At 33.1% G+C, this 14,069-nt stretch carries 16 protein-coding genes; 7 read left to right on the plus strand and 9 right to left on the minus strand.

The window, feature by feature from the left end; genetic code table 11:
• The first annotated feature begins 312 nt into the window (after positions 1-312).
• Positions 313-654 carry a hypothetical protein gene (locus tag ACWGOQ_RS14120; RefSeq protein WP_452058980.1) on the plus strand — a complete coding sequence of 114 codons (342 nt, stop codon included), beginning with the start codon at positions 313-315 and terminating at the stop codon, positions 652-654.
• 91 nt (positions 655-745) lie between these two features.
• Complete coding sequence (locus tag ACWGOQ_RS14125) at positions 746-1,567, plus strand: class I SAM-dependent methyltransferase (RefSeq protein WP_452058979.1); 822 nt, start codon at positions 746-748, stop codon at positions 1,565-1,567.
• On the opposite strand, the gene ACWGOQ_RS14130 is transcribed toward ACWGOQ_RS14125, so the two are convergent.
• The 4 genes from ACWGOQ_RS14130 to ACWGOQ_RS14145 are packed head-to-tail and all read right to left on the minus strand — an operon-like array spanning position 1,564 to position 5,796.
• The gene (locus ACWGOQ_RS14130; protein ID WP_452058978.1) at positions 1,564-1,782 is read right to left on the minus strand and encodes a hypothetical protein; all 219 of its coding nucleotides are present in this window, start codon (positions 1,780-1,782) and stop codon (positions 1,564-1,566) included. The two genes, ACWGOQ_RS14125 and ACWGOQ_RS14130, sit on opposite strands and share 4 nt — an antisense overlap.
• Positions 1,779-3,173, minus strand: coding sequence for a radical SAM protein (locus ACWGOQ_RS14135; RefSeq protein ID WP_452058977.1), 1,395 nt, complete (start codon positions 3,171-3,173; stop codon positions 1,779-1,781). The genes ACWGOQ_RS14130 and ACWGOQ_RS14135 overlap by 4 nt, the downstream gene beginning before the upstream one ends.
• Positions 3,163-3,906, minus strand: coding sequence for a prolipoprotein diacylglyceryl transferase family protein (locus ACWGOQ_RS14140; protein WP_452058976.1), 744 nt, complete (start codon positions 3,904-3,906; stop codon positions 3,163-3,165). The genes ACWGOQ_RS14135 and ACWGOQ_RS14140 overlap by 11 nt, the downstream gene beginning before the upstream one ends.
• Positions 3,907-3,948: 42 nt before the next feature.
• On the minus strand, positions 3,949-5,796 hold the full coding sequence (locus tag ACWGOQ_RS14145) for a SulP family inorganic anion transporter (RefSeq protein WP_452058975.1): 1,848 nt from the start codon (positions 5,794-5,796) through the stop codon (positions 3,949-3,951).
• Between the two features lie 151 nt (positions 5,797-5,947).
• On the opposite strand from ACWGOQ_RS14145, the gene ACWGOQ_RS14150 reads away from it, so the two are divergent.
• Positions 5,948-7,693 carry a M14 family metallopeptidase gene (locus ACWGOQ_RS14150; protein ID WP_452058974.1) on the plus strand — a complete coding sequence of 582 codons (1,746 nt, stop codon included), beginning with the start codon at positions 5,948-5,950 and terminating at the stop codon, positions 7,691-7,693.
• Positions 7,694-7,711: 18 nt separating this feature from the next.
• Here ACWGOQ_RS14150 and ACWGOQ_RS14155 read toward each other — a convergent pair whose 3' ends face one another.
• The 4 genes from ACWGOQ_RS14155 to ACWGOQ_RS14170 all read right to left on the minus strand — a co-directional run bounded on the left by ACWGOQ_RS14155 (position 7,712) and on the right by ACWGOQ_RS14170 (position 9,727).
• Positions 7,712-8,068, minus strand: coding sequence for a hypothetical protein (locus ACWGOQ_RS14155; RefSeq protein ID WP_452058973.1), 357 nt, complete (start codon positions 8,066-8,068; stop codon positions 7,712-7,714).
• A gap of 94 nt (positions 8,069-8,162) precedes the next feature.
• On the minus strand, positions 8,163-8,573 hold the full coding sequence (locus ACWGOQ_RS14160; protein ID WP_452058972.1) for a GyrI-like domain-containing protein: 411 nt from the start codon (positions 8,571-8,573) through the stop codon (positions 8,163-8,165).
• Positions 8,528-9,085, minus strand: a complete 558-nt coding sequence (locus ACWGOQ_RS14165; RefSeq protein WP_452058971.1) for a helix-turn-helix transcriptional regulator — start codon at positions 9,083-9,085, stop codon at positions 8,528-8,530. The genes ACWGOQ_RS14160 and ACWGOQ_RS14165 overlap by 46 nt, the downstream gene beginning before the upstream one ends.
• Before the next feature lie 33 nt (positions 9,086-9,118).
• Positions 9,119-9,727 carry an NUDIX hydrolase gene (locus ACWGOQ_RS14170; RefSeq protein WP_452058970.1) on the minus strand — a complete coding sequence of 203 codons (609 nt, stop codon included), beginning with the start codon at positions 9,725-9,727 and terminating at the stop codon, positions 9,119-9,121.
• Between the two features lie 8 nt (positions 9,728-9,735).
• Here ACWGOQ_RS14170 and pyrE point away from each other — a divergent pair, with 8 nt between their 5' ends.
• Positions 9,736-10,377: an orotate phosphoribosyltransferase gene (gene pyrE, locus ACWGOQ_RS14175; protein ID WP_452058969.1), complete on the plus strand. Its 642-nt coding sequence runs from the start codon at positions 9,736-9,738 to the stop codon at positions 10,375-10,377.
• A 13-nt stretch (positions 10,378-10,390) separates the two neighbouring features.
• Positions 10,391-10,783 (plus strand): SRPBCC family protein, encoded by a 393-nt coding sequence (locus tag ACWGOQ_RS14180; RefSeq protein WP_452058968.1) that lies wholly within the window; start codon positions 10,391-10,393, stop codon positions 10,781-10,783.
• Positions 10,784-10,864: 81 nt separating this feature from the next.
• Here the strand turns inward: ACWGOQ_RS14180 and ACWGOQ_RS14185 are convergent, their stop codons facing one another.
• Entirely contained in the window at positions 10,865-11,596 is a 732-nt protein-coding gene (locus ACWGOQ_RS14185) for a biotin--[acetyl-CoA-carboxylase] ligase (protein ID WP_452058967.1), read from the minus strand.
• A gap of 90 nt (positions 11,597-11,686) precedes the next feature.
• Here ACWGOQ_RS14185 and rsfS point away from each other — a divergent pair, with 90 nt between their 5' ends.
• A complete protein-coding gene (rsfS, locus tag ACWGOQ_RS14190) occupies positions 11,687-12,058 on the plus strand; it encodes a ribosome silencing factor (RefSeq protein WP_452058966.1) in 372 nt (123 codons plus the stop codon).
• Between the two features lie 11 nt (positions 12,059-12,069).
• On the plus strand, positions 12,070-14,016 hold the full coding sequence (gene ftsH / locus ACWGOQ_RS14195) for an ATP-dependent zinc metalloprotease FtsH (protein WP_452058965.1): 1,947 nt from the start codon (positions 12,070-12,072) through the stop codon (positions 14,014-14,016).
• The last annotated feature ends 53 nt before the right edge of the window (positions 14,017-14,069 follow it).

Raw genomic sequence — 14,069 nt, forward strand, 5'->3', positions numbered from 1 at the left:
CTAACATCCTTCCAACAATGTAATCCGTTGATTACAAAACTTACATTACATATTTTGAAGCTACATATCAATTTTACTAATAATAAGTGAGTTGATGTTATTAATTGATGATTTTTGGTCTTTAAAATAATACGGAAATTAATTTATAAGATAAAAACATTATATAAAAAATACGGTAAAACCATAAAAATTGTGCTGTTTATCGATTTAAAAGATCGCTTCATCTAAAAGGTTGTAAAACATTTTTCTACATAACTATTTGATTGTAAATTTGGTACAAATAAAAGAAGTAAATTCATTAAGCCCCAAAATATGAAAACTGTTATTCTTGCAATTATTATTTTATTTTCTTTCGCTAATGTAAAAGCTCAGGAAAAAGAGTCTATCCAATCTTTAAAGATAGAAGCTTCTGATGTAAAGAGTACCAAAGTAGATTTTTATGAAACTTTAATTGCAGTTAATCATTTTGATATTAAGATTAAAAAAAGCAAAACGGTTTCGACTGAAACAAAGACCGACTTCTACAAGGCTTTAATGATCAAAAACGGATTTGTTATAGATGGTAATAAAAATACCAGATTAGCAAGTGCTGATAAAAAAGAAAAAGATACAATCATAACAGACACCACACAAATCACCGGATTATTGCCATAATTTTTTTGAATATTATATACTGCACACCACTCTTTTTTGCTTGAAAGTAGTGGTGTTTTTTTTGATTCATTTTAAAAGTATATATTTGAGAATGCAAATACACGAAACAGCCTTTATTATCTCTACTTATAGATCTTATCACGAAGATATTAGTAAGGATATTTATGCTAAACTTTGGAACAATTCAAAAACTGAAGAGCTCATACCAACCATTATTAAAGCTATATCTACAAAAGAATCTATTTTACATAGTATTAGAAATAGGTTTTTCTATGAGCGAATGAAATCATTTTTTAATATGAACAATGGGGGATCATTGATTAATTTTGGAGCAGGTTTTAGCATGTACCAATTCTTGATGGATGATACCGTATCTACAATAGAAATTGACAAGGAAAACATTATCAACTATAAAAAAGAAAAAGTTGATCTCTGGACAAGAGAAGGTAAACTACCTGAGCGGGACATCCAATATGTAAGCGTAGATTTCAACACAGACACAGTAGAAGAAATAATAGCTACTATAAAACCGCTTATTCCTAAAAAACCTACTTTTATTCTTTTGGAAGGCGTACTGTTCTTTTTGGATCGTGGTACCACTAATAAACTGTTCAGCATTTTTAAAAAACTACAAAATACTAGAGACTTGGTTGGAAGCGTTTCTTATCTACCTGAAGTAGAAGATACTGAAGTCTATAAACGATTGCTTTATTATTTTGATAGTCATAACGATACCAGTGATTCTTTTTCTCACCAGACTATTCCAAACTCTTTTTATGAAAATATAAAAGGGTATATGTTAAAGGAGCATGCAGATGAATACAATTTATCAAAAATATATGCTTCAGAATTTGATATGACTGATAAAACAGAAATATTAAATGAAAACATGTATGTATTGGAAAGAAACTAAAATCCAGTCAACAAAACTCCGCATATTCCTAATCCCACAATAAGATATACCCCAGAAAGTATAAAGAATACTTTTCCCGCAGTACGGTTTTTAGTTCTAAAGAGTATGATACCGATAAGGGCAAGAAATATGGGCGGCCCCAATAAAATTAATAAGATAAGATACACTAATCCATCTAGGTTTCCTACTTCTAATAAAATTGAATTTGTAATCATACCGTCTCTTTTCTTAATTGTTCTAAATGCTTTTTCTTATCATCTCTGTAAAAAAGATTCATGGTTTCGAAAGGAATAATTTTATAATCTTTATTTACGATATGTACACATGATTTCTTGATCGCTCTAACATCAAAATTATACGCATCTATAAATTGCATAATAACTACTCTGAAAAGATTTTCGTACCCCAGGTCAGGTGCATCGATTTTTGGCAAACAACACATAATAGATTTTAGATTCTCTGAAGCCGCATCCACAGAATTTCCTGTACTGAACAATTCCAGCATTTTTTCGTGTAATTCTGTATCCTGCTCATAAACAATAGTGTTTTTGCCGTTGTTGAGTAAATCAGCGGGGTTAATGTAGCGTGTTAAAGGAATAATCCCCTCATCGTTCTTCAAGGCGTAGCCCATAACCAAAGCATCCGGGTTGCAAGGAACCGGAATCAAATCATCAGATTCGAAAACAGGAAATTGTTCTAAGATTTTTCGTCGAACCTCGGTTAACGTAATTCTATCGGTTTGAGCATCAAAATCTTCTAATCGCCCGGCAATTTGGGTCGGTTGCAGTGTAACTCCCCTTACACATTTTTGTTGAGTAGCAAACGTAATGATGTCTCCTATTTCTGAATCATTTAACCCTTTTTCTAACGTAACCACCAACGTAGTTGAAAGATTAAAATGATTTAAGTTTTTAATAGCCTTTTTTCTGATGTAGGTAAGATCCTCTCCTCTTAGTTTTTCTAAAACCTCTGCTTTAAGAGAATCAAATTGTAGATAGATTTCAAAATCAGGCATATATGTAGCTAATTGTTCAGCAAAACCAATATCCTTAGCAATTCTTACTCCATTCGTATTCACCATTAGATGACGAATTGGTAGTTGCTTCGCATAATCCAGTATTTCAAAAAATTGAGGATGTATTGTTGGTTCGCCTCCACTAAGCTGAACTACATCTGGTTCTTTTTCGTTTTCCACAATAGCATCTAGCATTTTTTTTATCTCGTCCAGTGTTCTGTGCCTTCCGTAATGTGGTGATGAAGAAGCATAACATGTGGGACACGTTAGGTTACACCTATCGGTAACTTCAATAATTGACAAACAAGAATGTTGCTCATGATCAGGACACAAACCACAATCATACGGACATCCATAATCGGTTGCTGTATTAAATTTATATGGAAATTCTGAAGGTTTATTATAGTTTCTTATATTTTTATAATATTCGATATCATCAGCTATCAAAACTTTAGAGCTCCCATGTTCAGGACACCGTTTCAACATAAAAACTTTATCATCTTCAAAAACGATTTTAGCATCAATTCTTCTAAGGCAGGTAGGACATAAACTTAAGGTAAAATCGTAGTACGTATAATTTCTAGTGGGCATAAAAGAGCTTTCGAATTGTTTTTTGATAATATATCAAGCATAAGATACATAAATACTGAATACTACTAAGTCCGAAGAGTAAAAAAGTATTTGGTTTTAAAAACTCGATCATAAAACGAAATAGGAAATAAAAAATCATGAAGTATTTAAAAAGCAACCCTGATTCTGAATTCAATTTATATTGAAAACGTTTTAGGATAATCCATAAGAGAATAAGAAAAATCACTTCAAAAAGTGCCGTTGGGTACCTTAGCAAACCGTCGCCTAAATCCATTCCTAAAAAAGAAGATGTTATTTTTCCGTAGGTAAATTCACGAATACCAGCTAGAAAACAACCAATTCTACCTACAATAATTCCAAGAATAATTGGATACGTAAATAAATCTCCTGAAGATTCTTCCTCGCCTATTACTTTCTTAACTAATTCTACTCCGAGCAAACCTCCAAAAAGTCCACCCATAATAGTTTTGGCACTTAGTAATTGTACGATATACTCTGGATTGAAAGATTGATAAAATGGATTTTCTAAAAAGCCCACAACTCTAGATCCTATAAACGCACCAAAAACTGCTCCTATAAAAATAGACAACCTATTTGGAGAAGATATTGGATCCTGAGTGTTTTTTTTTAGAAATACATAGTATCGAAATCCAATAAAGAAAGCAGCATATTCCAAAATTAAATGGATATTCACTTTAACACCAAAAATAACAGGTTCAAAAGGAATATCCATTTAATTATAACTTCGATTTAGCTATCGAAATATACGTTTTATTTATTTCATTACTTTTGCCATCACATGATATCTTGGGTCATCAATATCATGTTTTATTACACTTGCCAATCTAGGAGAAGCCTTAATCATGAGTTCTTGGCATTCCTCACTCAGGTGTTTTATACGAACTTTTTTACCAGCTTCTTCATATTTACCGACAAGATTAAAAATAGCTTCTAATGCCGAGTGATCACTAACCCGGGATTCTATAAAATCAATCTCTATATTTTCTGGATCATTAGCCACGTCGAATTTAGAGTTAAATGCCTGAATACTTCCAAAAAATAGGGGACCCCAAATTTCATATAGCTTAGTCCCATCTTCTTTAATATGTTTTCTTGCCCTAATTTTTTTAGCATTTTCCCAAGCAAAGGCAAGTGCCGACATAATTACACCTGCAATTACAGCTACTGCCAAATCGAAAAATACGGTCAACAAAGAAACAGAAATCAAAACTACAGCATCTGTTAACGGGATTTTATTCAATATTCTAAAACTAGACCAGGCAAATGTTCCTATTACGACCATAAACATTACACCTACCAAGGCCGCGATAGGTACTTGCTCAATTAATCCCGAAGCAAATAATATAAACATCAGTAAAGTTACCGCAGCAACAATTCCTGATAGACGAGTACGTCCACCTCCTTTGATATTAATAATTGATTGTCCGATCATAGCGCAACCTCCCATTCCACCAAAAAAACCTGTTACGATATTTGCACCACCTTGTGCAAGACATTCTCTATTAGTATTTCCTCTCGTCTCTGTAAGTTCATCTATAAGATTAAGTGTCATTAAAGATTCTATCAGTCCAATCGCTGCCAGAATCAGTGCATAGGGACCTATGAACCAAAGTGTTTCCCAAGTTATTGGCACTTTATCAAAAATAGCTAACTGAAATTGAGGCAAGCCACCTTTAAGACCTTCTCCTCCTCCATCTCTGATAAAGCTACCCACAGTAGCTACATCCAATTTTCCAAGAATTACAATAGCCGAAACCACTAAAATCGCGATGAGAGCTTCTGGTAGTTTTGAAGTCGCTTTTAATTTAGGGAACCCCCACATAATAAGCATTGTCAAAAGAACTAAACCAAACATCAATAATAATTTATCAGTTGAAATCCATTTCTTGACTTTCCCTTCTTTTTTGATGGTATAAACTCCGTCTTTTTCTATATTAAAAAGTACTTCTTTGGTATTAATATCAAAGACTTGATTATCTTCAACTATATATTTAGTTTCTTTTGTTTCAAGATCTTCAAATCTAGTATCGCCATCATAAGTGTATAATGGTTTATCTGTTATTGAATCAAAGATTAAATTATCCTTAATATTATATTGCTTTAAGACTGAAGATGTCTCATACTTATCTGTACCAAAAACATCCTTTACCCCTTCTTTAAACATTCCTAACTGAGAGAGAAAGATTACAATTGCTAAACCATTTACAAAACCCATCATTACAGGATGTGGGATCAGACGTACAAATTTACCAAGCTTCAAAACACCTGCTAACATCTGTATGACACCCATCAATATCACCGTAGCAAAAAGATAATACAACCCTAACTGCTCACTCTCGGCACCCATCGCATTCCCCTCGGCCACCAGACTTACCATTACTACAGCAAGTGCACCTGTTGCTCCTGAGATCATCCCCGGACGTCCTCCAAAAATAGAAGTAATCAATCCAATCATAAAAGCTGCATACAATCCAACCAAAGGGTCCACTCCAGCTACGAATGCAAAAGCAACCGCTTCCGGAACTAATGCTAAAGCGACCGTTAAACCGGATAGAATATCATTTTTGGCATTTGCTACTCTTTTTCTTACAAACTCAGTCATAATCAGTTAATTTTGAGGGTGCAAAAATACAGTTATTTTATATCCTAACAAGCAAATTCATCTTCTATCTATTTTCAAAAACTAACTAAAACGTTATAGAAGATCCATAAATGCTAAAACTTAGTATATTTATCCCATACACCGATAACCTATGCGAATTACATTACTAATTATCAGCCTTATAACTATCGCCTCTTGCGATACCTCTAAGAATAAGCCTATCAAAAATATAGATTTTACTACCCCCTTTGAAAAAAGCAATGGTACTGAAACACCTACGTATCCAGAAGTGATTTCTTATTACCAACATCTTGCAGAAGTTTATCCAGAAATCAACATACAAGAAATAGGAACTACCGACAGTGGTCATCCTTTGCATATCATTACACTAAATCCTGATAAAGAATTTGACTTTCAAAAAATTCGACAAAACAAACGCATTTTATTAATAAACAATGGAATTCATCCGGGAGAAAGTGATGGAATTGATGCAACGATGTTACTTTTTAGAGATATTGTTCAAGGGGTTATTGAAGCTCCAGAAAAAACAGTAGTTGTGACCATTCCTGTATATAACATTGGCGGTTCATTGAACCGAAACACGGGAACCCGTACCAATCAAAACGGCCCCAAAGAATATGGTTTTAGAGGAAACGCACGAAATTTTGACCTGAACAGGGATTTTATCAAGAATGACACAAAAAACGCACAAACCTTTGCAAAGATTTTCCATTTGGTACAACCTGACGTTTTTATCGACAATCACGTAAGTAATGGTGCAGATTATCAATACACATTGACTCATTTATTTACTCAACACAATAAATTGAATGGTAAACTAGGAGAGTATTTACATAAGGAAATGCATCCACAGCTGGAAGCCTCACTTGCTGTAAAAAAATGGGATATCACTCCTTATGTCAATGTCTGGGGTACTACTCCAGACAAAGGATGGTCTCAATTTATGGACTCGCCAAGATATTCTACTGGATACACCACCTTATGGAATACAATTGGTATGATGGTAGAAACCCACATGCTGAAACCTTATAAACCAAGAGTAGAAGGTACATATGAATTAATAAAATCTATGATTGCTATCACCGAAAAAGATGGTAAAAAAATAAAATCCCTGCGGGAGCGTACATTTGTAGGTGCACCAAAAGAGAAAACATACCCTATAAACTGGGCAATTGATACCACCAAAGTAACTAAGTTTACCTTCAATGGATATGAAGGAACATACATCAATAGCAAAATCACAGGAGCTAAACGATTAAAATACGATCAAAACAAGCCATATTCCAAACAAGTGAAATATCAAAATTATTATAAACCCACTACAGAAATTACGATTCCAAAAGCTTATGTTGTTCCTAAGGGGTGGTGGAACGTGATCGACAAATTAGACCTCAACCAAATATCTTATAAAACCTTGAAAAAAGATTCTAGCATATCGGTTGAAACTTATCATATCAAAGATTACAACAGTAGAACAATGCCTTATGAAGGTCACTATTTGCATTATGCAACTACTATCGAGAAAAATGTTGAAACAATAATCTTTACAAAAGGAGATATTCTCATCCCTACGGATCAGAGAGGATTTAGATATCTTATAGAAACATTAGAGCCAGAGGCTCCTGATTCATTTTTCAACTGGAATTTCTTTGATACCATTTTACAACAAAAAGAAGGATTTTCTCCGTATGTGTGGGAAGACAAAGCATTACAATTATTAGAAAATAATAAGAAACTTAAGCAGCAATTTGAAGAAAAGAAAAAGGATACTGTTTTTGCTAATAATTGGTTTGCACAGTTAGATTGGATTCATAAACAATCTGACAACTACGAGAGAGCACATAATCGATATCCAGTTTATAGAATTTTGAAGTAAAAAAAAAGAGTTTGTTATCTATTCTTCAATTTGTTTCTTTAATTCCGACAAAACTTTTTCTGCATTTTTATTAGCGGTTTTCTTGATTATAGGATGTATTATTTTTAAGAAAATTTCCTTAGGCTCCCACGAACAAGTATATTCTAATCTTACTACACCTGTTTTTTCTATTAATTCATATTTTACAAGCATTGGAGATTTTCCTAAATTACCTCCCTTTAGAATTACACTTAAATATTTGGATGGATTATAATCTTTAATTTCGTTTTCATACCAAATTTCTTTACCTCCTTCGTTAATTAACACTTTAGAAATAAAACCACTTCGTATCTCCCAGAAGAAATATTTTCTTCTTTCAATAGTGACCGATTCCATTTTCTTAATTTTTCAAAATCAGTCAACCAGAACCATAATTCTGTTGAACTACAATTTACTACGATAGATTTACTTATTTTCATTTCTTCACTTTCTACTTAATAGGAATTCGTATTTCTACTTTATAACTCAATGATTCTTTTATTATACTTTTATCCAAAAATTTTTCAAAGCGATATCCATCTACAGAGACGATATTTCTTTCATTCATCCATACAATTAAACTATTCCACGCAATTTCGAATTCGTTTTCTTGTAACACAAACTTACCTATTACATATTTTTGAGCTGGTATCTTTAATTTAGAGATTTCAGATTGAGAAACACGCTCAATATTAGGTATTTCTATACAAGCACTTTGCTGTACTCTATAATCTTTCATTAAAGAAGGAGAATCATGAAAAATGGTAATGAAATTTATTTTATCGTCATTTCTGTTAATTTTTTGAACGTACCATTTTAATACTTTTCGTAAGCAATATGTATCGTATTCACACTCCCCCAATGCCTACAATAAACCAAATCCATTTCTGAAAGATGTTCGATACCAATACTCGCTTGTGTTTTCATCCAATCTTTAATTTTTGCCACATCACAAAGATATTTTGGAAATGAATTCGAATTTATACCAATCTTGCTGTTTTCTAGAAAATGATGGTTATAGATTCCTTTTTTTAATTTAGATGCATTAAATCCGTAGAATTTTTTAAATGTTCGAGAAAATGAGGATTGGTTTCTGAAACCATATTTAAAACTTACATCTGATATAGTCATATTTGCACCATAGATCAATCGTAAAGCTACTTTTTCTAAACGTTTTCTGGTTAAATACTCATTGGGAGATTCTTTAACTATTAATTGAAACGTTCTATGAAAATGATATTTTAATAGATTTCCTATCTCGGCTAACTTTTCTAGGCGATGTTCTTCAGATAAATTCTGCTCTATGTAATCAATAACTTTATTGATTTTCACAATCACTTCAGGATGCATGATAAGAAGTTGCTTTATTCTCAAAGGTTACAAGATATAACAAAAACAAAAGATTGATTAGGACAAATAATCATGGGAAAAAAGCCTTTTAATATTCGCATAAGAATTAGTTAATGCTTTTTTTGCTTTTTTCCTATTTTTCCATTTTACCTTGGTAATTCCTTCATTTTTTTGAGGCACTAGCGCTCCATCAAAATCAGTCTTCATTTCAAACCAATAGGTAACCTTTAATCGAAACTCTCCATTTCTTTTAAAAACATGATAGGTTTTGTATAAGAATTTAGTGATCTCTAACCCAGTAACCCCGGTTTCCTCTTCAACTTCTCTTATTGCCGCAGTTTCCAGATGTTCTTTTTTCTCAACTTTTCCTTTTGGCAAATCCCATTTCCCATTGCGGCGAATAAACAATATCTCGTGATTTGAGTTATATACCTTTCCTCCTCCTGCAACCACCACTGGTAATTTAGCATATAAATGTTCTAGAAGTTTATCTTCTGTTTTATGATAAAAATGATATTTAGCCTCCTTACCAATATCTTCTTTTTTCAAAATATCCCTTATTATTTTAGGAAATTCTACTTCTTTAATATGAATTGTTTCATAATCCTCAATTTCCTTTTTTGAAGACAGAATAATGGGAGTATTATTCACAAAAACTTTATACATTTGCAACTATGATTTTTGATAAAAATACGGCAAAAAAAACTGCCGAACTACTCTTGCAAATTAATGCAATTAAATTACAACCACAAGAACCTTTTACTTGGGCTTCTGGATGGAAATCTCCTATTTACTGTGATAATCGCGTAACCCTTTCATATCCTGTTATTCGCAACTTTCTAAGAGAAAACTTGGCTAAGTTTATCGAAGAAAAATATGGCAAACCCGATGTAATCGCTGGTGTAGCTACTGGTGCAATTGGTATTGGAATGTTAGTTGCAGAGCAATTAAACTTGCCTTTTATTTACGTAAGACCGGAAGCAAAAAAACACGGAAGGAAAAATCAAATAGAAGGAATTGTACCTTCCGGAAAAAATGTAGTCGTAGTAGAAGACCTGATCAGTACCGGAAAAAGTAGCCTTAATGCAGTAAAAGCGTTAAAAGAAGTTAATGCCAATGTAAAAGGAATGGTTGCCATATTTAATTATGGTTTTGATATCGCTACAGAAAACTTTGAAGAAGCGGCATTATCTTTGCAAACTTTAAGTAATTATGAAAATCTTCTGGAACAAGCATTAGACACTAATTATATTACAGAAGAACAACAAAAAACACTACAAAGTTGGAGAACTAATCCAGCAGAGTGGAATCCATAAATTTTTAATCTCAATGAACTTAGAAAGCCCTACAGTTACTGTAGAAAAAACTCAACAAGAAGTATTTGATTTTTTAACTAAAGTCGAAAACTTCGAACAACTTATGCCTGAAAGCAAACAGAAATTTGAAAAATTAAGTGATTCAAGATTTCTTTTTCAGTTAAAAGGAATGCCTGAAATCGTTTTGGAACAAAAAGGAAGCACAGAACACACTACAGTAGTTCTTGGAGCAGCCAGTGACAAACTACCTTTTACACTAACCGCCAACATTACAGATATTGGAGATGAGAAAAGCACAACGCAACTTCTTTTTGAAGGGCAGTTTAACGCCATGATGGGTATGATGATCAAAAATCCAATCCAAAATTTTATAAACACCTTAAGTGAGAATATTAGTAAGCTTTAGATTTAGAATGTGAGGATATGAGAAAGATCATAAGGTAATGCTATATCGCTATAAACTACTAATAAAAGTGATCGCTATTGATTAATATAGAAGTTTTACCTCTTTTAATTCAAAACTTTTAATAATTTCATCTTCTAAAAGTATCTGAAGTTTACCCGAGGAATTAATACTTTGTATAATACCTACAAAAGATTTGCCCTTTGCATCCAAAAATGTTGAGGGTTTATTTTTCCTAAAAAGCAAGGACTCATATTCCTTTTGAAGGTTCGAAAAATTAGCTTGATAAAGTTTAGAAAAGCGGTACTCCAAGGCTGTCATTAATAGATGTAATATTTCATCTAAATCAAAGTTTCTTCCAAGAATTTGTTTTAAAGATCCTGCTAGCGGAAGGTTTTTAAAACTAACTTGATTTACATTTATTCCGATCCCTACAATTGCTCCACGTAACCTGCCATTATTAACAACATTTTCTATCAATATCCCACATATTTTAAACCTATCTGACAGAATGTCGTTTGGCCATTTTATAGATAATTTAGGTAGCATCAGCGTACTTAAAACATCATAAACTCCGAGAGAAACTGTCATTGAAATGTAAAACTGATTCATCACATCGATCTGGTCAATAGGCATAAACACACTACAAGTAAGGTTTTCTTCAGGATTACTTTGCCAAGTTGTACCCATTTGCCCTTTACCACTTAACTGTTCTTTTGCAACAACACAAACTGGTTTTATTAAATACTTCTCGCGATTCATATCCCGAAGAAAATTATTTGTAGAGTCAATGGCATCAACTTTGATTATATCCATAAATAACGATGTGAAAGTTTTTACAAATGTCTGCAAATACAAACATTAAAACCATAAAAAGTAATAACTTTACGCAAATTAAAAAAATGCATGATTAAAAAAGAAATCGGTACTGATCAATTAATAACTCAAATTATTAAAGGTATTGAAGAAGTAAAGGGTAAGGACATTAGTATATTGGATTTAAGAGAAATCGAAAATACAGTTTGTAATTATTTTGTTATTTGTAATGGAACCTCTAATACTCAAGTAAATGCCATTGTTAATTCCATCCAGAAAACAGTAAGTAAATCACTCAAAGATAAACCCTGGCATGTAGAGGGAAGCGAAAATGCAGAATGGGTATTAATTGATTATGTAAATGTAGTTGTCCATGTTTTCCAGAAACACATCAGAGAATTTTATGACATTGAAGGATTATGGGGAGACGCGAAAACAACGACAATTGAAACAAACTATTAAAAAAAGCATAAATGGCTAAAGAAAATAAAAAAATGGAACCCAATAAAAAACCAAAATTTAGTGCATATTGGATTTATGCAGTTATAATTATTGGATTTTTAGCATTAAATTTTTTAGGAGGGGGAAATATGGGGTCCGCACCAGAAACTACTCCTTCTAACTTTAATAATTTTTTACGTAACGGTGAAGTAGCACGTGTATTAATTATTAACAGACGCAAAGCAAAGGTCTTTTTGACCCAAGAAGCAAAGAGTCAAGAAAAGCATTCTAAAAACAAAAGTAATTCTATTCTACCTCAGAGCCCGAATGATCCTGATTATGAATTTGAATTTGGGGATTTACAAAATTTTGAGAATGATATTGCAACTATAAAAAAAGAAAATGGACTATCCACAGAAGTAAGCTATGATACAGAAAGCAATATGTGGGGAGACATTTTTATTACACTACTCCCTTTTGCACTAATTATTGGTGTATGGATTTTTATCATGAGACGAATGAGTGGAGGCGCTGGTGGAGGCGCTGGCGGTCAAATATTTAATATTGGCAAATCAAAAGCTAAACTTTTCGACCAGAATACTGACGTAAAAGTTTCTTTTGAAAATGTAGCAGGTTTAGAAGGTGCTAAAGAAGAAGTACAAGAAATTGTAGATTTTCTAAAAAACCCAGAAAAATATACTTCTTTAGGAGGAAAAATACCAAAAGGTGCCTTGCTAGTAGGCCCTCCTGGAACTGGAAAGACATTATTAGCAAAAGCGGTTGCCGGAGAAGCCAAAGTTCCTTTTTTCTCATTATCAGGTTCAGATTTTGTAGAAATGTTTGTAGGAGTCGGAGCTTCTAGGGTTCGTGATTTATTTAAACAAGCAAAAGAGAAATCACCAGCGATTATCTTTATCGATGAAATCGACGCAATCGGAAGAGCCAGAGGTAAGAGTAATTTCTCAGGATCAAATGACGAAAGAGAAAACACCCTAAACCAGCTTCTAACGGAAATGGATGGTTTTGGAACGAATACAAACGTAATTGTTATAGCCGCAACGAACCGGGCAGATGTATTAGACAAAGCTCTTATGAGAGCAGGCCGTTTTGATAGGCAAATTTATGTAGATCTTCCAGATGTAAGAGAACGTAAAGAGATCTTTGAAGTACACCTCAAGCCTCTTAAAAAAGATGAAGGATTAGATACTGAATTCTTGTCAAAACAAACACCTGGATTCTCTGGTGCGGATATTGCAAATGTTTGTAATGAAGCAGCACTTATAGCTGCTCGTAAAGGAAACAAGGCGGTAGGGAAACAGGATTTTCTGGATGCTGTAGATAGAATTGTTGGTGGATTAGAAAAGAAAAATAAAATAGTTACACCTGGAGAAAAACGTGCAATTGCATTCCATGAAGCCGGTCATGCCACCGTTAGCTGGATGTTGGAACACGCGGCCCCTTTGGTTAAGGTTACAATAGTACCCAGAGGACAATCATTAGGTGCAGCATGGTACCTTCCTGAAGAAAGGCTTATTGTGCGCCCTAACCAAATGTTGGACGAAATGTGCGCCACACTGGGAGGTCGTGCAGCAGAAAAGGTGATTTTTAACGAAATCTCTACCGGTGCATTAAGCGATTTAGAAAAAGTCACCAAACAAGCAAGAGCTATGGTAACTATTTATGGTCTTAATGATAAAATTGGGAACTTAACTTATTATGATTCTTCTGGCCAGAATGAATACGGCTTTACCAAACCATATAGTGAACAGACCAGCGAGCTTATTGATAAAGAAATCTCAAATATGATAGAAGAGCAATATCAGCGAGCTATTAAGTTATTAGAAAATAACAAAGACAAGCTAACTGAACTGGCCGAAGTATTGTTAGAAAAAGAAGTTATTTTCAAAGACAATCTGGAGAAAATTTTTGGAAAACGTCCTTTTGACAAAAAAGAAGAAACAATAATCGAACCGTCATAAGCGATTAGTAAGTTTTTTACTAGTAAATTAAAAAAATCTTAATCTAATAAGAA

It is taken from the genome of Aquimarina ulvae, assembly GCF_053613295.3.

Bases quoted from the DNA above. Each gene is read 5' to 3' on its own strand.
- ACWGOQ_RS14180 (WP_452058968.1), top strand. From the start codon at position 10,391: ATGAACTTAGAAAGCCCTACAGTTACTGTAGAAAAAACTCAACAAGAA.
- ACWGOQ_RS14130 (WP_452058978.1), bottom strand. From the start codon at position 1,782: ATGATTACAAATTCAATTTTATTAGAAGTAGGAAACCTAGATGGATTA.
- ACWGOQ_RS14170 (WP_452058970.1), bottom strand. From the start codon at position 9,727: ATGTATAAAGTTTTTGTGAATAATACTCCCATTATTCTGTCTTCAAAA.
- ftsH (WP_452058965.1), top strand. From the start codon at position 12,070: ATGGCTAAAGAAAATAAAAAAATGGAACCCAATAAAAAACCAAAATTT.
- ACWGOQ_RS14185 (WP_452058967.1), bottom strand. From the start codon at position 11,596: ATGGATATAATCAAAGTTGATGCCATTGACTCTACAAATAATTTTCTT.
- ACWGOQ_RS14140 (WP_452058976.1), bottom strand. From the start codon at position 3,906: ATGGATATTCCTTTTGAACCTGTTATTTTTGGTGTTAAAGTGAATATC.
- rsfS (WP_452058966.1), top strand. From the start codon at position 11,687: ATGATTAAAAAAGAAATCGGTACTGATCAATTAATAACTCAAATTATT.
- ACWGOQ_RS14155 (WP_452058973.1), bottom strand. From the start codon at position 8,068: ATGGAATCGGTCACTATTGAAAGAAGAAAATATTTCTTCTGGGAGATA.
- pyrE (WP_452058969.1), top strand. From the start codon at position 9,736: ATGATTTTTGATAAAAATACGGCAAAAAAAACTGCCGAACTACTCTTG.
- ACWGOQ_RS14135 (WP_452058977.1), bottom strand. From the start codon at position 3,173: ATGCCCACTAGAAATTATACGTACTACGATTTTACCTTAAGTTTATGT.
- ACWGOQ_RS14125 (WP_452058979.1), top strand. From the start codon at position 746: ATGCAAATACACGAAACAGCCTTTATTATCTCTACTTATAGATCTTAT.
- ACWGOQ_RS14120 (WP_452058980.1), top strand. From the start codon at position 313: ATGAAAACTGTTATTCTTGCAATTATTATTTTATTTTCTTTCGCTAAT.
- ACWGOQ_RS14145 (WP_452058975.1), bottom strand. From the start codon at position 5,796: ATGACTGAGTTTGTAAGAAAAAGAGTAGCAAATGCCAAAAATGATATT.
- ACWGOQ_RS14150 (WP_452058974.1), top strand. From the start codon at position 5,948: ATGCGAATTACATTACTAATTATCAGCCTTATAACTATCGCCTCTTGC.